The organism is Macrococcus animalis, assembly GCF_047425875.1.
Lineage (GTDB): Bacteria > Bacillota > Bacilli > Staphylococcales > Staphylococcaceae > Macrococcoides > Macrococcoides animalis.
On sequence record NZ_CP179727.1, the window covers coordinates 1,219,169 to 1,238,984 of the forward strand.

Genomic DNA, 19,816 nt, shown 5'->3' on the forward strand with positions numbered 1-19,816 from the left:
TCAGGAAAGTTGTCCAATTAAGTGTAGACGATTCAAAATAATATATTAACTACGAAAGAAATTCCTCCAATCTTATGAGCCGTCGGAGAAATTATTAAATATATTAAATTCTATTTAATTAATCCCTTGTATAACCTTCTTTATCTTTGTTTAAAATCCAATTACCACCGTTCTGATAGCTTGCATAACTTAACCATAAAACTCTTTTATCAATATTTATTTATAAATTTCCTGTTTTTTAAAATACTTAGTTTTGCTTTACATCAGTTTAATTCATACTTAATATTCTGAAAAATTACTACATTTAAATTTCGTATTTGTTGATATTGATGCTTGTAATATCTAAAAATCATAAAATGCTTTACAGATTAAACAGTGGCAGTAACTCCACCATCAATCACAAATTCTGATCCTGTAGAGTATCTAGCTTCGTCAGATGCTAAGAAGATAATCATATGAGACACTTCTTTAGCTTCAGCAACACGGCGCATAGGAATAGTTTGTTTAAATTTCTCTACCGCTTCTTTTACACCAGGTTGCTCAAGCATCTGTGTATGAATTACACCTGGATGCACAGAATTTACTGTAATATTATAAGGTGAAAGTTCTCTTGCCGCTGCTTTTGTCATACCTCTGACTGCAAATTTAGTATCCGTATAACCTATTGCTCCGCCTACTAAGCCATTCATCGATGAAATATTAATGATTGTACCTGACTTTTGCGTTTTCATAATTTCTGAAACATATTTAATACCTAAAAAAACAGAGACTTGATTGATATTGATAATCTTCATATAATCTTCTAAAGTAATCTCATCAATCTTCATATTATATGTAATACCTGCATTGTTTACTAAAACATCAACGCGTCCCCACTTATCATATGTTTCCTTAATCACACGTTTCCAATCTTCTTCATCAGCTACATTATGCTTTATAAACAATGCTTTCTCACCTAATTGTTTAGCAACTTCATTTCCTTTTTCTTCATTAATATCTGTAATAACAACTTTAGCTCCTTCTGCAATCGCACATTCTGCATGAACTTTTCCCATACCTTGTGCAGCGCCTGTAATTATCATCACTTTATCTTTTATTCGTTCCATTATAACCCCTCCTTATTAATACAATTTAATACTACCGCCATCTACCATAAATGTCTGACCTGTAATGTATTTAGATTCATCACTTGCAAGAAATATCGCAACTGGTGCTATATCACTATATATATCCCCAAATTTCTGTAACGGAATACCTTGTACTACCTTTTCATAATATTCTGGATTTTCCTTGCGCCACGCCTCTACTCCTTCAGAATAAGCAATCGGAGAAATTATATTAATATTTATACCATCTTTACCGAATTCGTTAGCTATTACACGTGTGATTCCTCTTATCGCTTCTTTTGCTGCCGCGTAAGCCCCTTGATGATGGTCTCCTTTCATGGCAGCTCCAGACCCAAAGTTTATAATGTTTCCTCTATTTTTTATCAAATACGGCATTGCTAACTGACATAGATGGAAGGTAGCATAAAATCCTGTCTTCATCGATAATGCTAAATCTTCTTCAGTGATATCTAAAAAACTTTTCATTCTTGAAGCATGAGCATTATTCACTAAAATATCTATCTGTCCATATTTCTTTATCACAAAATTGACACAAGATTTTAAAGATTCTTTGTCGGTTAAATCGGCATATATAAATTGTGTATCAAATCCTTTTTTATTTAAAGATTTACTTAATGCTTCTCCTTTATTTTTGTTAATATCAATAATTGCGACTTTAGCACCTTCTTGAACATAAGCTTTAACAATCCCTGAACCTATTCCACCTGCTCCACCTGTTACTATTGCTACTTTTCCTTTTAGTCGTTTCATTATATCTCCTCCTTATATTTCATCTATTGAATCAACATGATTCAATAGTTTCTTTTGTATTTCTTTCATCAGTGTTAATTCTTCATCAGTTAGAACGCTATAAACTGCATTACGAACTTTCTCTCCTGTAATTTCCGCTTCTTTTAAAAGTGAAATTCCAGATGGTGTAATATTCAGCAATATAACACGACGATCAATTAGTTGAGGTACTCTATTGATATATTCCATTTTTACCAACTTATTAGTCATTGTTGTAATAGCACCATCTGTGAAGCCTAGTGCTTTAGCTATCGTTGATGGCTTAGATGCACCATTAAGTTTAATATATTCAAGTAAAATAATTTGAGAAATATTCACTTTATGGTTGAATTGCTTTAAGAATAGCGACATCATTTTGTAACTTAACTGATTTCCATCATGTACAAACTCAAAGAAATTTGATTGTTTCATATATTCACCTCTATCTTTATTTTAACATTAAATATTTTAGCATTAAACTATTTAATGTTAAAATAAAATACTAACTGATAAACAGTGAACAATTTAAATTTAAAGATATTGGGCAAGTTTTGTCGTCATGACTTCAAAATTCTCATAGAGTATAGCCATATAAACGCCCCTCTTCCCTTTAATAGAACCTCTAATCTTACCTTCCTTTAAAGTAAAATTCTGATACAAACTTTTTACTCGCTAGATTTCCGTTAAATCTTTTCTACTATATTCCAATAAATGCTTAAGACAATGATTCATCTTTAAAACACTACCTGCTAGTGCTGATGTGCTTATTCCGGCATCTCCATCTTTCACGATAACTGCTTTTCCATCTAGATTATAAATACCATCCGCCTTACATTTAGCTCTCATCGCATCAGTAATTAAATAAAATTTTCATTATCTTTTGCTACGCTTGCAAGCTTTAAACTTACAAAGTGTGCATACGGAACAGCATAATTTAAACCTAGTTGCGCATAGTGTACATTTGTGACATCCTCTTTTTCTTTTTGACTATTAGCAGGTTCATATACCAAAATATAAGCTGTACCCATAAAAGTATAAAGTATGGACCCTGCTATTAGAAATGCTACAGTTGGCGGTTAATCATACTATTTATAATCATCTTGGACCTATGCAGCTATCCTTCTTACAATTAATACTCCAACAAGGGTTACCATTAATGTTGTAATATTTCAATCTCATTATCTAAATAAAATAAATTAATATCCATTTATAACGTTCTAAGCATATATAAAATATCTAAAAAATATTTTGTTAATTTTTCAGAATCATCGCTAAAATCTTGCTTCATCCACTCATCTATTAATCCGAGCAAAGCTGATGCTGCAAAGTTAGAAAGATAAGTTTTTGGAATATTTGTACCTTCGAATAGTTTCATATGCGTTTCATTATATTGGTTAATCAATAACGCCTTCAGATGCCCTACAAAACTAAAAGGTAAGTCCACTTTCATAAGCACTCCAAAGATCTCCTTACGTTCCTCGATGAAATGAAAAATAGTACAACAATATATATTAGAAATTTCCTCATGCATTTGAGATTTTAATTCTTCATGATTTATATTACTCAACAAAGCTTCTAAATCTAACATTAATTCTTTTATAATCTTTGATCTTCCTCGTTCTGCTTTTCGATATATTCAATCTCTGCATCATGCAATAATTGAGGTAATTCAAAAATTCTCTCAAAAATCTTCTTAAGTAAGGTGTCATGGTCATCTGTACCAGGATACTCTCTATTTATTCCATGAACATTATTACTCCATGGATATACTCCGATGAGTTCCGCTTTGAAATAACCCGTATTGATATAATCATAGCTAGAATAGCGATCATCATCTCTTTTGACTCTTTTTGTCTTTTCTTTAAATTTTAATTTTATTTGGAACACATTCATTTTTTCGAACATTATATCGTTTTTCTTTACTTGTTTGTCTTTACGATGTATTTGAAAATTTATATATTCTTCATCAACACTAACCTTAAATTTTAAGCTTTCGATCGCTCTAAATAAAGTATCACAAAGTTTATAAAAATCAGGTAATGCTTCTTTTGAAATATGAGAGGCATTCAAAACTTTCATTGATTCGGAACGATAATAACTATGACCCCAAGGATTCATTTCCGCTTCCCTTTTTCTTCTTCTTTCAGATGTCAGGTAGTCTTTATGTTTAGTAATGATTTTATGATGACGCTTAACCTTGTCTGGTATTTTCAAGTCCATGTATACATTATAAATCTCTTCTATTTTATCATCATCAAAGTATGACCACTTATTTGTTATTTTAGTTTTTTCGCTAAGTTTCTCACCTATCTTAATTATATAATCTTCACCTTCTATAGGTGTAAGTGTACCAATAACACCTCTTCTATAATCGTATAAATACTTAGAATCAGGTAAAGGAATCTTATGTACCTCTATGACTTTCTTCAGGTTAGTAAATTCGATATTATGTTCCTCAGCAAACGCCGTACGTGATTTTGTCCATAGCTCCTTATAAATATCAAAACGATTCATTTCCATATTCGACACCCCTAACACATTGTAGTATTACAATAAATGTAGCATGTGAATATATAAAAAGTCGAACTGCAACTAAATGCAGTTCGACGATTATTTTTTATTTTATTTCTTTTGTACTTGCAAGCTCTTTATACCAATATGCACTCTTTTTTGGATATCTTTCTTGTGTTTCAAAATCTACATAGAACAAGCCATATCTTTTTTCATAACCATTAGACCATGAAAAGACATCCATTAGCGACCAAATAAAGTAACCTTTAACATTCGCTCCATCTCTGATAGCGTCTGAAATAACTTCTAAATGTTTTTTCACATAATCAATTCTAGCATCATCGTATACAGTTCCATCAACGAACTCATCTTTGTATCCTAAACCATTTTCAGTTATATACATCTTTTTATAGTTAGGATAATCTTTTTTCACTCTCATAATTTGATCATATAAACCTTGTGGGTAAATCATCCAATCCCAATCGGTACGAGGAACATCAACATCGAATTCTCTTTGGCCAACACCTTTTAACTGATATTTAGAACCACCTTTATTACCTTTTGAATTGTGTGTGATTTCTGATTCTCCTTCAAAACCACGCATCCAATCACTCATATAGTAATTAATGCCTAGAAAATCATTCATATCTTTAGCAGCGTTTAATACTTCTAAATCTTCTTCCAGTATTTCTAATTTGCCACCATTGACATTAAGAATATGATTAACGCCTTCCATAGTCTTTTCTGAATATTTACCTAAGTATGTTGCATCCAGAATGAATTTATTATGAATAATATCTTCAAGTTCAGCAGCTCTAACATCTTCAGGATTCTTAGGATCAAACGGATATTTTGTAGGTAATGCATGCACTACACCTATTTCTCCTTCAAATCTTTTTTCTTTGAATAATTTAACTGCTTTAGCATGTGCGACCATCATATTATGGTGAGATTGAAATACTTTTTCAAAGTCGTATCGAATACCCGGTGGGAATTTACCTACTAAATATTGTCCATCTCCAATCGGTCCGATTTCATTAAATGTTGTCCAATATTTAACTTGATTAAATTCCTTAAAACAGAATTCTGCATAGTCTACAAAATGATCTACATTTTCTCTATTTAAGAAATCACCATTACTGTGTAACACCTCAGGAGTATCAAAGTGATGTAATGTTACAAATGGTTCAACATTTCTTTTCAGACACTCATCAAATAGATTATTATAGAATTCTACACCTTTTGGATTTACTTCACCAAAACCGTTAGGAAAAATTCGTGACCACGCAATAGATATTCTAATCCCATTAACTCCAAATTCTTCACTCAATTTCAAGTCTACAGGATACTTATTATAAAAATCACTGGCTGGCTCTGCGGTATACCAATAATTGTCTTCTAAATATTTATCCCAAGCAACTTTACCTTTGCCATCTGTCTGGGTTGCACCTTCTGCTTGATATGCTGCTGTAGCTCCTCCAAAAATAAAATCTTCAGGTAATTTCTTCATTATAATAAGATCTCCCCTCTATTTTTTAAATTGATTCTCAACAAACTCTAAAGCGCCTTTGCCATCACGTGTTAACTTAATGTATTCAGCACCTTGAGTTTTAGCCAACTTAATTCCAAGTCTATCAGTATCTACTTTTATATCTTCATAATTTGATGCAACTTGAGGTGCTAATATAACCAAATGATACTCTTTCATAATATCCATATGAGCGCCATAACTACCTGCAGCTGCTTTGACTGGCTTACCATGCTCAGTGGCTGCTTTATTAAGTGCATTAGCTAATAAGCCACTTGTTCCTCCACCTGCACATAGTACTAATACGTTGGTTTGTTTAGTTATAGGGCTTTCATCAGTAGTTGTATTTGTAACCGTTACAGTATTATTTGTATCTTTACCATTTAAAATAGCATCTGCTTTTTTAGTATCAAAATTCTCTTTAACTTTCTCTCTCAATTCATTCGATTTATCTACTCCAGCTAACTCTTCTTCAAGAATTTGCTTATCATAAACTCTTAAGAACGGATAATAGATTAATACATCGACAATAATCAAAGTAATAGCTAAAACAAATGACCATATGCCTAAACCAGTACCCATAATAATTCCAAGAGGACCTGGCGTTGTCCATGGTAAGTTTACGCTGAAACTATTCATACCTAATACATCTACAAAAAATTTAAAGATCCATACGTTTGCAATAGGTGCAAATACAAACGGTATAAAGAATACTGGATTTAATACTAATGGTGCACCAAATAATATCGGCTCATTTACACCGAAAAATGTTGGAACGGCTGAAGCTCTACCAATAGCTTTGTTTCTTTTTGACTTGGTCAACCACATAAACATGAATGGGACAACTAACGTAGCACCTGTTCCTCCCATAGTAACAATGAACATTTGTGTACCAGATGTTAAAATCTTATCAGCATGTTCACCAGATTGTAATAATTGATAGTTTGTTTCTATATTCGCATAAGTTATAGCGGCAATTGCTGGTTCTACAATAGATGGACCATGAATACCGATAAACCAGAATAATGCGAAAGCACCAAAAATAATAGTTATCCCTACATAACCATCTGCAGCTGAAAATAAGGGTGCAAAGAATTTAACAATTGATGCGGCTACATTGGTATTTAATAATGCTCTACTTAGTAAATCTAATCCATACAATGTCAAAATAACAAACGAGAAAGGAAAAATATCTTTAAATACCTGTGATATATTTGGTGGAACTTCTGAAGGCATTTTTATAGTTATATTTCTCTTAACACAGAAGTTATAAATAATTACTGATACAAACGCTGCTAAAAATGCAGTCATTAAACCTTTAGTTCCTAAAAATGCACTTGAAAAACCACCAACTTTAACAGAATCTGCGGCAAGAAATAAAAACCCACAAATTGCTGCCAACATTGTTGAGAGGAAATTTATCTGATTTGTACTTTCAAGTCTTCTGTTATAAGAATCTGTTAATGATTTAGCTGTTGTTCCAGCTACTAATAAAGCAATAATCCCCATAGTATAATGATATGGTTTCATCAAAAGTCCTTCGGTAGATTTGCTCCATGTAAATCCGAATACATTAGGTACATACGCGATTAATAAGAAAATGCTAGAGAATAATATTACCGGCATCGCTGAAATGAAACCATCACGTATGGCTCTTAAATAAATATTTCTTGATAACTTTTCAAATAGAGGTTTTGCTTTCTCAATTTGTGCGATTAATTTATCCACTACAATCAGCTCCCTCTTTTATAAAGCTCAATCATGTGCTTCATCATATCTTTTAATAGTAAAGTCGTCATTAAATGATCTTGTCCATGCATCATTGTTACACTGTATGCGATATCTTCTCCTGATGCTTCTTTAGCAAGAAGACTAGTTTGTGCATTGTGAGCATCAACAATACATTTATCCGCTTCTTCAATTAATTGTTCAGCTTTAGCAAAATCTCCTGCTTTTGCAGCATTTAATGATTCTAATAATTTAGATCTTGCATCTCCAGCATATGCAACGATTTCAAAACCTAACATTGTTGTTTCTTCTCTATTCATTTAAAACACCCCTATTGATATTATATTTTTTCTTTATATGACACTGCAGTGTTTTGTAAAACTTTGTTCAACTGATTAATATTATTATAACCTTCGGTACGTAACCATTCTTTAGCAGCTTCTTCCCCTTGTTCAATATATACTTTGACAACCCCAGACCAAGTGGCTCTTCCACATAATACACCATTAAATTTCGCCCCTGATTCATGTGCAAACTTTAACGTATCTTGGAATAATTGTGCTGAAACACCTGCACTTAAATAAATGTATGGTAAATGCGTTGCTTCTTCTTGTTCCTTGAAGAATTGAGCCGATTCTTCTTTGGTGTATACTACTTCACCAGTTCCAAAACCTTCGACATAATTCATATTAACCGGAACTTCTACTTTTAATACATCTACATTAAAGCGATTATGTGAAAATACTTTCATCGCTTCATTAACTTTTCGAGGTTTTACTTTTGCAAATTCTACACTACCATTATCCTGAATCTTGTCATCATATGTTAAAATTTCTAAGAAAAATGGAATATCTTCAGCCTTACATTCAGAACCTATTCTTTCAATATACGCATATTTTTGATCATTAATTGATTCTTCATCATCTACATCATAATAAAGTAAAAATTTGACTGCATCTGCACCTTGTTCTTTAATACGCTTTGCCGACCATTCCACAAGACAATCTGGCAATCTTCCTTTTGTTGTAGCATCATAACCAGTTTTTTCATAAGCCAATAATAATCCTGCATTAGTATTTTTCACTTGAGAAGCTGGTAATCCATATTCCGGATCTAGTAATATCGAAGAAGAATATTTAGTTAATTCCTTAGAAACTAATGATTTTAGATTTTCAATTTGCTCTGTCGTAGGTTCTGTATCTTGAAATACAGACATCATTCTTTTTAACGCACCACGTTGGTCAAAAGCTAAAGCTGAAATAATCCCTTTGTCATCACTGATTTTGTTTAAATAATTAATTTTATTTTCTGTGTTAATCATTATTTACACCTCTGTAATTTCAATTTTTTTATATAGGTCATTATAATTTTCTAAATTAATAAAACCTGTTTTAGATTCCATGGCATTCTGCATTCCAAATACATTTGCCTGTTTAAGAATTTCATCAACTGATTTATTGTTAATGTAGGCTGATGCAAATCCTGCGACCGTTGAATCACCTGATCCAACCGGATTAATCACTTTTATCTCAGGAATATCGACCTTATAAAATCTTTTGTCTTTTTTAACGAGTGCACCATTCGCTCCTAATGAAACAATGATCCATTCCATATCTTGAAAAATTTCATTTTCTAAAGCTGACTTAATTGCTTCAGTTTCATTTGCTATTGTTTCACTTAATAATTGAGATAATTCCTCTAAATTCGGCTTAATTGCTAATGGCTTATTTGTACCTTGTACAATTTTTAATAATGGTTCACCAGAGCAATCAATTATTACTGGTTTGGAAGCTGCATTACAGATTCCAATAAGTTCTGAATAATAGTTTGTAGGTATTCCATTTGGTAAACTACCAGAAATAACGACAATATCTATATTATTTAATAATTGTTGTAAATGTCTGCTGAATCCTGCTAGTTCATCTTTAGAAATGATAGGGCCTTTTTCTAAAATTTCAGTTTGATTGCGTTCATGCAAAATGGCTATACAATTTCGAGTGTCACCTTTAATATTATAAAATGAATTCTTAATCCCTAATGCATTCAATTCATCTTCAATAAAATTTCCTAAATGACCACCTTTAAAGCCAGTGGCTAATACAGGTTGATTAATTTGAGACAACACTCTAGTAACATTTAGTCCTTTTCCACCAGCCGTTTTAATTACTTCATGAGCTCTGTTTACACCATCAATTAGCAAATTATCTAAAGGATACGATACATCAACAGAAGGATTTAGCGTAACTGTTAAAATCATCAGTCATACTCCTTAATCATGATACTCACCTTTATCCCATTTCTCTAAGAACTCATTAAAGAACGCTGGGTCTTTTTGTTTTTTATCTGCACTATCTAATTCTGTTATTTTAGAAATCAAGGCTTTATTTTTTTCACTAGGTTTGTATTCCGCTTTGATAAATGCTTCGATAATATCACACATTAATAATTCACCAATAATTTTTCCACCAAAGCTGATAACATTTGCATTAAGTTCTTCTTTAGCATATAAAGCTGAAGTCATATCTCTTACCAACGCTGTTCTCACCCCAGGAACTTTATTGGCTGCATTACTAATACCTACCCCTGTTCCACAGATGCATACGCCTAAGTCTGCGTCACCATTTGTAACTGCTTCCCCAACCTTCTTTCCATAGATAGGATAATGCGTTCTCGTAAAGTCATATGTTCCACAGTCAATAACTTCGTGACCCTGAGATTTTAAAAATTTTGAAACTTCCATTTTTGTATCAGTGACAATGTGATCACATCCAATTGCAATTTTCATAATATATTCTCCTCCTAATTAAGCCATTTTATTTAGCATATCTACACGAATTTGATGTCTTCCACCATCATACTTACCAGTTACAAAAGCGTTTACAATATTTAAAGCTAATTCTGATCCTACAATTTCAGATCCCATAGTAATCATACGAGCATCGTTGTGCCCTCTTGTCATATAAGCTGATCTCTCATCAGAGACTTCAGCGGCAATCATTCCTTTAATTTTTGTTGCTACCATAAAACTACCAGCACCATATGCATCAATCATAATCCCCAAATTCTCCTCATCTTCTTTAACCATTGAGGCAACTGCTAAAGTAGTATCAATAAAGTCCTTGTGACTTGTACTACTTACATCAAAAACGTTATAACCCTTTTCTAATAAAAACTCTTGAACTTTATTCTTCAATTTTTGACCATCTTGATCTGCACCAATTATTACTTTCATTTTTATCATCCCTTCAATCTAATTATAATTTTTGTTGATTTAAACAATACAAGCGTTTACATGTTTAATTATGTTTAAATTATAAACTCTATTAGTTAAAAAATCAACATTTTATGTTTAATTTTGTTGTTTTTATGATAATAATAAACAAAAAAAAGACACATTTTAAATGTGTCTTTTTAGAACCTATATTATTACCTCTGTAAATATTTCTAAACCCTTCACCTTACTAGGATTATTATTATCAATAACTATTCCAGTAAGTGCCTTCAAGTCACAAAAAGATACGAAATCTTCTTTTCCCAACTTAGATGAATCTAATAATAAGTATTTTTCAATTGAATTCTTCAATGCTAATTGCTGTGTATATGCTTCTTCATGTGAAGAGGTCATCACATCTGAACCTTTAACACCATTCGCACTAAAAAACATCTTACTAAATCTCATTTTTTCTAGTGTACTATTTGTCATATCACCCGAAAATGACTCTGTTAACTCTCTCATTTCACCGCCTACTAAATATACCCTGAACCTATCTGTTTTCTTTCTAAATAGTATATTAAATACTGGAAGACAATTTGTTATAATGCTAAGTCGCGTGTTTCTTATCTCTTCTGCTAACAACTCTACTGTTGTCCCCGGCCCTAAAAATATTGTATTTCCTTCCTCGATAAGACTTGCAGCTTTTTTAGCAATCTGTCTTTTTTCCTCCATATATTGCGTATGCTTTTCAGTATGGGACATTTCAGTATATTGAAAGGCAGAGTTACTTCTCGCACCACCATGTATCTTAGTTAGTATACCTTTTTCTTCAAGTTCAGCTAAATCCCTTCTGACTGTCATGTCGGATACATTCAATGACTCAACAATTTCCGTAATTCTAATCGTACCTTTTTTATTAACTAAATTAGCGATCTCATCTAATCTTTCATATTTATTCATATCATATTTTCCTTTCGCATCAATACTTGTTTATATTCTAAACAAATTTTAAAATTTAAACAATAATTGTTGATTTTCTTTGCTTATATTCAATCAAACCAATAATTTCCGAAAATTTTTATCAATTATATTATTCTACAATTATACTTGTTTGATATGATTATATTACTTAACTAGAAGAGGGAGCATGGATTATGTAGCAAATAAAACTTAATGATTTACTTGGCTTTACAGAAGAAGAAATGAATCATGTAAAAATCAAGTTCAACCAATCAAATGGCTTTGTTGATCCCATGGAAGTATTTAAGCAGAATCCAGAAGAAGTGAATACACAATGGCTATTTTGAAGAAACAAATCTAGATACTTTAATGTAGGTCAGACAGCCGTATGTTTACCCAAACTTTCATACGATACATGGTTACTTACGACTATTAAGAAAGTGACTAAAGAACTAGATGTATTAGAAGGCATCAATTATGAAGGTGTTGAACTGCCACAATACACCCAATATTATGGTCGAGTTATCATCAAGTTTAAAAAATCTTTCATGGCTCAGGGACGTTTTTACAAAGACTTACATCAAGAGTTAATCGTTCAACAGATATTACCTACAATCTATGATGGTGATGACTTCCCAGGTTATGATAAGGTTAAGCTATCCTATCAACAACTCGCAACGATTATTCACCGTGGTAAACGTGACTGGATTGCCGCCCTTGAAAATCAAAAAGCAGTTTATCTCATCATCGATAAAAGTAATGGTAGGTTATATGTAGGATCAGCAACGAGTGATACTGAGATGCTATTAACTAGATGGTCTAACTATATAGATAATGGCCATGGTGATAATAAGGAACTTGTAGTATTAGTTTAAGAAAAAGGCTTTGACTACGTTAAGGAAAATTTTCAGTATACGATACTTGAGAACTACAATGGTAAGGTTGATGATAAGTTAGTACTTCAGAGAGAGTCTTACTGGAAAGAAGCATTGCAAAGTCGAAAGTTTGGTTATAATTCGAATTAAAATGTCTCTATACAACTAAAAAACATGTCAAATCGACATGTCTTTCGCCTCTATTCGCATAGTTAGACACAGCAGGGTAGGGTTTCCCTTATTCAGCATATATAATTATTCCTAGTTAATTTTTTAAATGTAATTTTACGAATTAGTTCATACAAAATTTCTTTCTTAATCATTAATAATATCAAGAATTAGTTTTTGTTGTTCCTATGTTACTTCCTTATCCTCGAGTAAAAGATTTTTAGCAGTTGTTTATTAATTTTGAAATCAATTGTAATCATATTATCGATTTCTAATGTAAAATAACATCCTAAAAACCTTATCATTTATGATAACTTTGCCCCTTCATTATCCTAAACGCACGATACACTTGCTCGAGCAAAATGACTTTCATCATTTGATGTGGGAAAGTCATTTTGCTGAATGATATGGCAAAGTTTGATCGGTCCATGACACTTTTGTGTAGGCCGTTTGATCCACCTATTATAAAGGTCAGGTCACTTTTACCGGTATTCATCTTCTGTTCTATATTTTTTGATAATTCAACTGAATCAAGTTGCTTTCCTAAGATTTCTAATGTATACACATAGCTATCATCTTTTACTCTTGAAAGAATGCGCTGTGCTTCTTTTTCTTTCGCAATTTCAATGTCTTTTTCACTCATATTATCTGAGTCTTTTTCATCTGAGACTTCAATGAGTTCTATTTTAGAATACGCACCTAAACGTTTCACATATTCATCCACAGCCATTTTCCAATACTTTTCTTTCAGTTTACCCACAGTAATGATTGTTATCTTCATTTTTATTCATTTCCTTTACAAAGTTATTCTACTTATCCACAAGTTACTCACATATACACATTTCACATTCCTATTATAATCGTATTCTCTATCAAATCAATAGTATCAGTAACATTTTACTCTGTATAAAAATAAAAAAGATGCCCATTTAACCGGACATCTTTATACATTGTGCTTAATTCGTTAGTTATCCACAAAGTTATCCCTAGTTATGCACAATTTTACGTGAATAACTCGACTTATCCACTGTTGATAATTATTTTACTTGAATTTTACTATTAGTTTACTTACTTATCTTAAATTTCATAGATTTTTGTTGCTACAGCTTTATCTGTATCATGAATTTGTACTTCATTTACTGTATCTATATCATTTTTATTAAGGACTTGCTCAACGCTCATACGCGCTAAATCTTTTAAATTATTATCTTGAGATAAATGGGATAAATATATACGTTTTGTGCTACCTGTAATAACATCACGCATTGCATATGCAGCATCTTCATTCGATACATGCCCCATATCACTTAAGATACGTTGTTTGGTACTCCAAGGATAACGACCCATTCGAAGCATATCCACATCATGATTACTTTCAAAGACGAAGCAATCAGAACCATGTATCATACCTTTCATGCGGTCTGATACATAGCCAGTATCTGTAATCACGGTTAGCTTCTTATAATTGTTGTTGAAAATATAGAATTGTGGGTCTACTGCATCGTGTGATACGTTGAAAGATTCAATATCCATACCTGCTAATGTCTTCGTTTCATATGGATTAAAGATAAACTTTTGATCACTTGGTATTTTACTATCTGCACGTTCAATGCGTTCCCACGTTTTCTCATTCGCATAAATGGGTAACTTGTATTTTCTTGCAAGCACACCTAATCCTTTAATGTGATCAATATGCTCGTGCGTTACAAGTATGCCATTTAAATTTTCTATTTTTCGGTCAATTTGCTCAAACAAACCTTCCATTTTCTTTCCTGTTAATCCTGCATCTACGAGAAGTGACCCGTTCTCACTTTCAACGTATACTGCATTTCCCGTACTACCACTCGCTAGTACTGACATATTAATCATATTATCACTCACTCATTACAAAATAGGTTGTTCTGGATTCACAGCATCAATATAATACGTGTTTGATGTACCGTCTGATTTAAATACTGCCACTTGCCATGTGGGCTTTAGTACTTGTCCACGTACTTCTCGTACGATTGAATAATAGCCCAGTCTTACACTTGTTACTGTATCTCCTCGCTCTAATGCTGTTTGGTAATACAATACTTCAATCGCTTCTTTTGCTGGAATCACTTTCTTCTTCTCGTTATTCTTGCCTAAACCTTCCTTAATATCTTTAAGGTAAGTTTGCTTATACATTGTGACTTCATTTTCAGTATTATAAGAAAACGCGAGTTGCGCTTTATCATTATTTAGAATAGGATAATCTCCATACATTTGGTCGAAATAGAGAATACGTTGCTTGCGGTCAATTCCGCTAAGTGTATATTCTTTTCCATTATCAACTTCTGTATTGATATAGTCCCTTAATCCTGAAACTATTGATGTTTCATCTATTCGTTTTAGCTTAATTTTAGGTTTCACTTCATTTGATGTTACTGTTTTTAAGTTTTCGCTTTTTTTATCGAAGTCAGATGATGATTCAGTGAAACCTGCACTTTTAGCTGATACAATATTCATCATAACATTTTTTGCTGAGGGTAACTTTGGTAATTTAATCTTTTCTTTTTCAAAATCTATACGTTCAGATTTTGCATCTTCAACGATATTCGCACGTTGCACTTTCTCATGATAAATGAATCCTAAAGCTATATTGATGATTAAGAATACAAATATAAATAATGATGTGGCATGCTTCCAATCCATTATTTCAGCCTCCCATTATCGTACTCTTTCCATTCATTGTTATATTTAATGAACCACGCAGGTTTGAACGACAATGTTGATTGTATCGTTTCTTCATCAGAGCGTGTCATATTATAACCAATCATCATGTTTGATACGCGTTCAAATTGATAATGTTTATTCGATGCTAACGCAAAGCGTACTTCTTCAGCTGTTGGTAATTGTTTCACTTTTTGTTTCGTGGGCACTGCAACACTCGTAGTATAAAGTCCACGTTTATATTCATAAACAGATTTGTCTCCCCAAATAATATCTATTTCAGATAATTTCTTTTCATTAAATACTGGGTATCCTTTATAAAACATTTGGTAATTAATTGCACGGTCCGACTGCTTAACTCCAAAATAGCGATAATCATCAGTAAATCCACGATGTTCACTAATAAAATTAAATGAATTGATTAAATTATTCATCGGATTTGGTTTATCGTGATCGACTTCTGATAAATTATTGAATTTATATAACTCGTTATTAATCATCTTAACGATTCCTGTATTAGAGTTATATGTTTTTGACTGATTGTTATCAGAGCGTTCAATAATACTATTTTTATCTCCTAATACAGCTTTGTTAATATCGTCAACATTAATGTTATCTGCTAAATAGCTGTAAGCCTGTGTATGGGTAGGTGCTTCTGGTACATAAATACTCGTAAGTTCGTCTGTTGTCTTCTCATTCGTAATAATACCCGTATAGCTGTCCATTTTTCTACGTGTCGACTTTACTAGTTTGTTAAATGACTTACTAGAGCCGTTTGTTTCGATTTCAAACATTTTATAATCAGAAGTAATCATATACATTACTAGATTTGGTTTCGTATAACTATCAATAATGATACGCTTAAAGCTATTGTTCGTGTCGCCTTTAACCACATTATCTAATATGTCTGTTTGATACATCGCAATTGGCAAATCCCCTGCATAATCAAATATGACAAAATTATCACGTAACCCTTTAGACATAAATGATATGCCTTGGTTATTGCCACTGAGATCCGTAACCTTTAACCCTGAAATACGTTTAATATATTCTAATAGCATATCTTTATCAGTTGTACCGTATATTCGATCATTCGAATATGAAACAATCTGATATGGTAAAAACACACTATTAATGTTATCTACATTCTTCGGACTTAATGCTGTATTCGTCTTTGTAATTGACGTTTCCACGTTTGCTAAGTTGGGCCTAAAATTCCAAATTTTATATGTTAAAACGATGCTCGTCATGACAAGTACAAAAAGAATGACACCTTTTAAGATACTTTTAAACATCCCAATCACCATCATCTAAGACTTCACATGGAAGTGTAATATAAACTGATGTTCCGAATCCCTCTTTACTGTTCGCCCAAATACGTCCATTATGTGCTTCAATTATTTCTTTGCTTATCGCTAAGCCTAATCCTGTACCACCCATATTACGAGTTCTTGCTTTATCAACTCGGAAGAAGCGGTCAAATATTTTATCAACTTTATTTAATGGAATACCAATTCCATTATCCTTAATTTGAATAGTCATTCTGTTGAATAACGTGTTTTGTTTCACGTGGAATTCAACTTTCTTTTTACCTTTAGAATATTTCAAAGCATTTGTAATAACATTATCAAAAACTTGCGTCATCTTATCGGGATCTATTTCCACGAATATACCCGTCTTCGGAATATCTCGAATAAACGTAGCATTTTTCCCTTCAGACATTTCAAAACGGTTAATAATCTTATGAATAAACATATTGAAATCGATTAATTCTTTGTTTAAATGATCATCTGTATTATCCATTTTAGACAATTGTAACAAATCATTTACAAGACGAATCATACGGTCTGTTTCTTCACGTGTAACACTTAAGAATTGAGGTGCTAATGTCGAATCCTGCCATGCGCCTTCTTCTAAAGCTTCGATATAACTACGCATTGATGTAAGCGGTGTACGTAACTCATGTGATACATTCGCTACGAATTCACGACGCTCATTCTCAACATGATGTTGCTCGGTAACGTCATGTAATACTGCAATATAACCAGTAATAAATCCTGTATCTTGAATGATCGTAGAGAAAGACACACGTACAATCAATTGCTCTTTTTCGTTTAAGTCAATAACAATACCGCCCGCAATATCTTGTAACTCATCTAAAGAATAATGCTCTTCAATATTTAATATATCTAAGACGTGGCGTCCTTCTACTTCATCTTTATTCATATCTAACATTTTCAAAGCCATTTCATTAACAATGCGTACGCGCCCACGTCTATCTGTTGCAATTACACCGTCTGACATGTGGGTAATCACTGAATCCAATCGACGTTTCTCACTTTCTGTATTCGCTTGTGCTTCTTGTACACGTTTAGATAGATTGTTAAACGTTAGTGCCAATTCTCCAATTTCATCGTTTCCATATACTTTAACTCGGTTTGTATAATTCCCTTTGGACATCTCTAAAGCTTGGTTGCGCATATCTGAAATAGGTTTAGTAATCGTTCGTGCTATAAAGAATCCTAAAATGATTGTAATTAATAGTGATAATCCTGTACCGATAATAAAGATGCTATTGATTTTCATTAATTGAATGTATACAGGCTCAATTGACTCTTCGATATGTATGACACCTAAAATTTTGTTGTTGTCTTTAATCGGAAAGTTTTTAACCCACACACGTATTTTACCACCAGGATCATCTCTCAATTTAACGCGATCATTCGTTTTACCAAGGGATAATGATGTTTTAATCTGACTGTCATTTATTTTTTGATTAATACTTTCACGATTCGAATCACTACTTGTTGCTAAAATAACTTCAGAGTCATTAACATACCGTATTGTATCGATTTCGGTACGTAATGCATACTCATCGACAGTTTTTTGTATTTCACGCTGAACTTTATTTGGTGTCGTTTTATTTTCTTTATAAATATTTTTGATATCATAGTTAATCGATTTAATCTGCTGATTGATATTTGTTTTAAAATTTTTCGTTAACTCTTTTTCTAAGTTATTCGTAAAATATAACCCAATAATCTGCATCCCAATGATGATTAGTAATACATAAATCACAACCAGTTTAATATGTAATGATTGTAGTTTCTTATATAACGTCTTCATCCGCAACTACTCCTGTGTCTGTAAGAAGTATCCTACACCACGACGCGTTACAATATATTCTGGATGACTGGCATCATCTTCAATTTTTTCGCGTAGACGACGAATCGTTACGTCCACTGTACGGACATCACCAAAATAGTCATAACCCCATACCGTTTGCAATAAATGTTCACGGGTCATCACTTGACCGATATGTTTCGCTAAATAGTGGAATAATTCAAATTCACGATGCGTCAATTCAATATCAATTCCACGCTTTTTTATAGAATATGCTTCTGGATAAACAATAATATCTTTAATTACGATATCAGTTGATTCTTCTTTTTCTTCTGTTTGTGCCTGTGTATAGTGACGGCGTAAATTTGCTTTCACACGCGCTATTAATTCACGTGTTGAGAATGGTTTTGTCACGTAATCATCTGCACCTAACTCTAGACCTAATACTTTATCTATTTCAGAGTCTTTCGCTGTTAACATAATAATTGGCATATCATATTTTTTGCGCACTTCACGGCATACTTCCATACCATCACGCCCCGGTAACATAATATCCAATAATACTATATCCGGTTGTACTTCATAAATAAGTTCAACAGCATCGTCACCATCATAAGCCACGTGTACTTCATAGCCTTCTTTTTTCAAGTTGAATTCTAATATATCAGCAATCGGTTTTTCATCATCTACAACAACGATTTTTCTCGACATCGCAATCCCTCTTCTCTAGTAAAATTCAAAAGTATCCTACTCTTTAATTTACCACTGTTTCATACTTTTTTCTATAAGCTCGCATTTTTGAATGAAAACAAAAAAGAAGTTAGACATAAGTCTAACTTCTTAATATGTATGAGCAAGGCGATTGCCTCACTGATTAGCGGTCCCGACGGGAATCGAACCCGCGATCTCCTGCGTGACAGGCAGGCATGTTAACCGCTACACCACGGGACCTAAAATATTGAACTTAAATGGTGACCCCTACGGGATTCGAACCCGTGTTACCGCCGTGAAAGGGCGGTGTCTTAACCGCTTGACCAAGGGGCCATTAATTAATAGCACAAGATTAATTATAGCATGTAAAAAATAAATTTATCAAGCATTATTTTTAAAAATATTAAAA

The 19,816-nt window shown here is 32.6% G+C and carries 22 protein-coding genes and 2 tRNA genes; 1 reads left to right on the forward strand and 23 read right to left on the reverse strand.

Annotated elements, in window-relative coordinates:
• Nucleotides 1-368 precede the first annotated feature (368 nt).
• From ACMGE9_RS06425 to ACMGE9_RS06495, 15 genes are all read right to left on the reverse strand, one after another.
• On the reverse strand, nt 369-1,106 hold the full coding sequence (locus ACMGE9_RS06425) for an SDR family NAD(P)-dependent oxidoreductase (protein WP_133454717.1): 738 nt from the start codon (nt 1,104-1,106) through the stop codon (nt 369-371).
• Nucleotides 1,107-1,121: 15 nt separating this feature from the next.
• Nucleotides 1,122-1,877 carry an SDR family NAD(P)-dependent oxidoreductase gene (locus tag ACMGE9_RS06430; protein WP_414044407.1) on the reverse strand — a complete coding sequence of 252 codons (756 nt, stop codon included), beginning with the start codon at nt 1,875-1,877 and terminating at the stop codon, nt 1,122-1,124.
• 12 nt (nt 1,878-1,889) lie between these two features.
• A complete protein-coding gene (locus ACMGE9_RS06435) occupies nt 1,890-2,327 on the reverse strand; it encodes a MarR family winged helix-turn-helix transcriptional regulator (protein ID WP_414044408.1) in 438 nt (145 codons plus the stop codon).
• Nucleotides 2,328-2,567: 240 nt separating this feature from the next.
• The gene (locus tag ACMGE9_RS06440) at nt 2,568-2,741 is read right to left on the reverse strand and encodes a hypothetical protein (protein WP_165958610.1); all 174 of its coding nucleotides are present in this window, start codon (nt 2,739-2,741) and stop codon (nt 2,568-2,570) included.
• Nucleotides 2,742-2,752: 11 nt separating this feature from the next.
• Nucleotides 2,753-2,923 (reverse strand): hypothetical protein, encoded by a 171-nt coding sequence (locus tag ACMGE9_RS06445; RefSeq protein ID WP_414044409.1) that lies wholly within the window; start codon nt 2,921-2,923, stop codon nt 2,753-2,755.
• A 179-nt stretch (nt 2,924-3,102) separates the two neighbouring features.
• A complete protein-coding gene (locus ACMGE9_RS06450) occupies nt 3,103-3,345 on the reverse strand; it encodes a TetR-like C-terminal domain-containing protein (RefSeq protein ID WP_414044460.1) in 243 nt (80 codons plus the stop codon).
• Nucleotides 3,346-3,491: 146 nt separating this feature from the next.
• Complete coding sequence (locus ACMGE9_RS06455) at nt 3,492-4,415, reverse strand: hypothetical protein (protein WP_414044410.1); 924 nt, start codon at nt 4,413-4,415, stop codon at nt 3,492-3,494.
• A 97-nt stretch (nt 4,416-4,512) separates the two neighbouring features.
• The gene (gene lacG, locus ACMGE9_RS06460) at nt 4,513-5,919 is read right to left on the reverse strand and encodes a 6-phospho-beta-galactosidase (RefSeq protein WP_414044461.1); all 1,407 of its coding nucleotides are present in this window, start codon (nt 5,917-5,919) and stop codon (nt 4,513-4,515) included.
• A gap of 15 nt (nt 5,920-5,934) precedes the next feature.
• Nucleotides 5,935-7,662: a lactose-specific PTS transporter subunit EIIC gene (locus ACMGE9_RS06465; protein ID WP_414044411.1), complete on the reverse strand. Its 1,728-nt coding sequence runs from the start codon at nt 7,660-7,662 to the stop codon at nt 5,935-5,937.
• A gap of 5 nt (nt 7,663-7,667) precedes the next feature.
• A complete protein-coding gene (locus ACMGE9_RS06470; RefSeq protein ID WP_133422027.1) occupies nt 7,668-7,982 on the reverse strand; it encodes a PTS lactose/cellobiose transporter subunit IIA in 315 nt (104 codons plus the stop codon).
• A 20-nt stretch (nt 7,983-8,002) separates the two neighbouring features.
• Nucleotides 8,003-8,983, reverse strand: coding sequence for a tagatose-bisphosphate aldolase (gene lacD / locus ACMGE9_RS06475; RefSeq protein ID WP_414044412.1), 981 nt, complete (start codon nt 8,981-8,983; stop codon nt 8,003-8,005).
• A gap of 3 nt (nt 8,984-8,986) precedes the next feature.
• The gene (lacC, locus tag ACMGE9_RS06480) at nt 8,987-9,919 is read right to left on the reverse strand and encodes a tagatose-6-phosphate kinase (RefSeq protein ID WP_414044413.1); all 933 of its coding nucleotides are present in this window, start codon (nt 9,917-9,919) and stop codon (nt 8,987-8,989) included.
• 12 nt (nt 9,920-9,931) lie between these two features.
• Nucleotides 9,932-10,447, reverse strand: coding sequence for a galactose-6-phosphate isomerase subunit LacB (lacB, locus tag ACMGE9_RS06485; protein ID WP_414044414.1), 516 nt, complete (start codon nt 10,445-10,447; stop codon nt 9,932-9,934).
• A gap of 18 nt (nt 10,448-10,465) precedes the next feature.
• Complete coding sequence (gene lacA, locus ACMGE9_RS06490) at nt 10,466-10,894, reverse strand: galactose-6-phosphate isomerase subunit LacA (protein WP_414044415.1); 429 nt, start codon at nt 10,892-10,894, stop codon at nt 10,466-10,468.
• Nucleotides 10,895-11,080: 186 nt separating this feature from the next.
• The gene (locus ACMGE9_RS06495) at nt 11,081-11,836 is read right to left on the reverse strand and encodes a DeoR/GlpR family DNA-binding transcription regulator (protein WP_086037808.1); all 756 of its coding nucleotides are present in this window, start codon (nt 11,834-11,836) and stop codon (nt 11,081-11,083) included.
• Nucleotides 11,837-12,276: 440 nt separating this feature from the next.
• On the opposite strand from ACMGE9_RS06495, the gene ACMGE9_RS06500 reads away from it, so the two are divergent.
• Complete coding sequence (locus tag ACMGE9_RS06500) at nt 12,277-12,711, forward strand: hypothetical protein (protein WP_414044416.1); 435 nt, start codon at nt 12,277-12,279, stop codon at nt 12,709-12,711.
• A gap of 469 nt (nt 12,712-13,180) precedes the next feature.
• On the opposite strand, the gene rlmH is transcribed toward ACMGE9_RS06500, so the two are convergent.
• The 8 genes from rlmH to ACMGE9_RS06540 form a co-directional block, all read right to left on the reverse strand.
• Entirely contained in the window at nt 13,181-13,660 is a 480-nt protein-coding gene (rlmH, locus tag ACMGE9_RS06505) for a 23S rRNA (pseudouridine(1915)-N(3))-methyltransferase RlmH (protein WP_414044417.1), read from the reverse strand.
• A 296-nt stretch (nt 13,661-13,956) separates the two neighbouring features.
• Nucleotides 13,957-14,748, reverse strand: coding sequence for an MBL fold metallo-hydrolase (locus tag ACMGE9_RS06510; RefSeq protein ID WP_414042023.1), 792 nt, complete (start codon nt 14,746-14,748; stop codon nt 13,957-13,959).
• 15 nt (nt 14,749-14,763) lie between these two features.
• Nucleotides 14,764-15,555: a two-component system regulatory protein YycI gene (locus tag ACMGE9_RS06515; RefSeq protein WP_414042024.1), complete on the reverse strand. Its 792-nt coding sequence runs from the start codon at nt 15,553-15,555 to the stop codon at nt 14,764-14,766.
• On the reverse strand, nt 15,555-16,868 hold the full coding sequence (locus ACMGE9_RS06520; protein WP_414042025.1) for a YycH family regulatory protein: 1,314 nt from the start codon (nt 16,866-16,868) through the stop codon (nt 15,555-15,557). The genes ACMGE9_RS06515 and ACMGE9_RS06520 overlap by 1 nt, the downstream gene beginning before the upstream one ends.
• Nucleotides 16,861-18,699 (reverse strand): cell wall metabolism sensor histidine kinase WalK, encoded by a 1,839-nt coding sequence (gene walK, locus ACMGE9_RS06525; protein ID WP_414042026.1) that lies wholly within the window; start codon nt 18,697-18,699, stop codon nt 16,861-16,863. Before walK ends, ACMGE9_RS06520 begins: the two co-directional genes overlap by 8 nt.
• Before the next feature lie 6 nt (nt 18,700-18,705).
• Entirely contained in the window at nt 18,706-19,407 is a 702-nt protein-coding gene (gene yycF, locus ACMGE9_RS06530; protein ID WP_414042027.1) for a response regulator YycF, read from the reverse strand.
• Nucleotides 19,408-19,574: 167 nt separating this feature from the next.
• Nucleotides 19,575-19,647 (reverse strand) — tRNA-Asp (locus ACMGE9_RS06535).
• 18 nt (nt 19,648-19,665) lie between these two features.
• Nucleotides 19,666-19,740: transfer RNA gene (locus ACMGE9_RS06540), tRNA-Glu, on the reverse strand.
• Between the last annotated feature and the right edge of the window lie 76 nt (nt 19,741-19,816).

Bases quoted from the DNA above. Each gene is read 5' to 3' on its own strand.
- ACMGE9_RS06425 (WP_133454717.1), bottom strand. From the start codon at position 1,106: ATGGAACGAATAAAAGATAAAGTGATGATAATTACAGGCGCTGCACAA.
- walK (WP_414042026.1), bottom strand. From the start codon at position 18,699: ATGAAGACGTTATATAAGAAACTACAATCATTACATATTAAACTGGTT.
- ACMGE9_RS06510 (WP_414042023.1), bottom strand. From the start codon at position 14,748: ATGATTAATATGTCAGTACTAGCGAGTGGTAGTACGGGAAATGCAGTA.
- ACMGE9_RS06455 (WP_414044410.1), bottom strand. From the start codon at position 4,415: ATGGAAATGAATCGTTTTGATATTTATAAGGAGCTATGGACAAAATCA.
- ACMGE9_RS06435 (WP_414044408.1), bottom strand. From the start codon at position 2,327: ATGAAACAATCAAATTTCTTTGAGTTTGTACATGATGGAAATCAGTTA.
- lacB (WP_414044414.1), bottom strand. From the start codon at position 10,447: ATGAAAATTGCAATTGGATGTGATCACATTGTCACTGATACAAAAATG.
- lacA (WP_414044415.1), bottom strand. From the start codon at position 10,894: ATGAAAGTAATAATTGGTGCAGATCAAGATGGTCAAAAATTGAAGAAT.
- ACMGE9_RS06450 (WP_414044460.1), bottom strand. From the start codon at position 3,345: ATGAAAGTGGACTTACCTTTTAGTTTTGTAGGGCATCTGAAGGCGTTA.
- lacD (WP_414044412.1), bottom strand. From the start codon at position 8,983: ATGATTAACACAGAAAATAAAATTAATTATTTAAACAAAATCAGTGAT.
- rlmH (WP_414044417.1), bottom strand. From the start codon at position 13,660: ATGAAGATAACAATCATTACTGTGGGTAAACTGAAAGAAAAGTATTGG.
- ACMGE9_RS06515 (WP_414042024.1), bottom strand. From the start codon at position 15,555: ATGGATTGGAAGCATGCCACATCATTATTTATATTTGTATTCTTAATC.
- ACMGE9_RS06470 (WP_133422027.1), bottom strand. From the start codon at position 7,982: ATGAATAGAGAAGAAACAACAATGTTAGGTTTTGAAATCGTTGCATAT.
- yycF (WP_414042027.1), bottom strand. From the start codon at position 19,407: ATGTCGAGAAAAATCGTTGTTGTAGATGATGAAAAACCGATTGCTGAT.
- ACMGE9_RS06445 (WP_414044409.1), bottom strand. From the start codon at position 2,923: ATGGGTACAGCTTATATTTTGGTATATGAACCTGCTAATAGTCAAAAA.
- ACMGE9_RS06520 (WP_414042025.1), bottom strand. From the start codon at position 16,868: ATGTTTAAAAGTATCTTAAAAGGTGTCATTCTTTTTGTACTTGTCATG.
- ACMGE9_RS06495 (WP_086037808.1), bottom strand. From the start codon at position 11,836: ATGAATAAATATGAAAGATTAGATGAGATCGCTAATTTAGTTAATAAA.
- lacC (WP_414044413.1), bottom strand. From the start codon at position 9,919: ATGATTTTAACAGTTACGCTAAATCCTTCTGTTGATGTATCGTATCCT.
- ACMGE9_RS06440 (WP_165958610.1), bottom strand. From the start codon at position 2,741: ATGAGAGCTAAATGTAAGGCGGATGGTATTTATAATCTAGATGGAAAA.
- ACMGE9_RS06430 (WP_414044407.1), bottom strand. From the start codon at position 1,877: ATGAAACGACTAAAAGGAAAAGTAGCAATAGTAACAGGTGGAGCAGGT.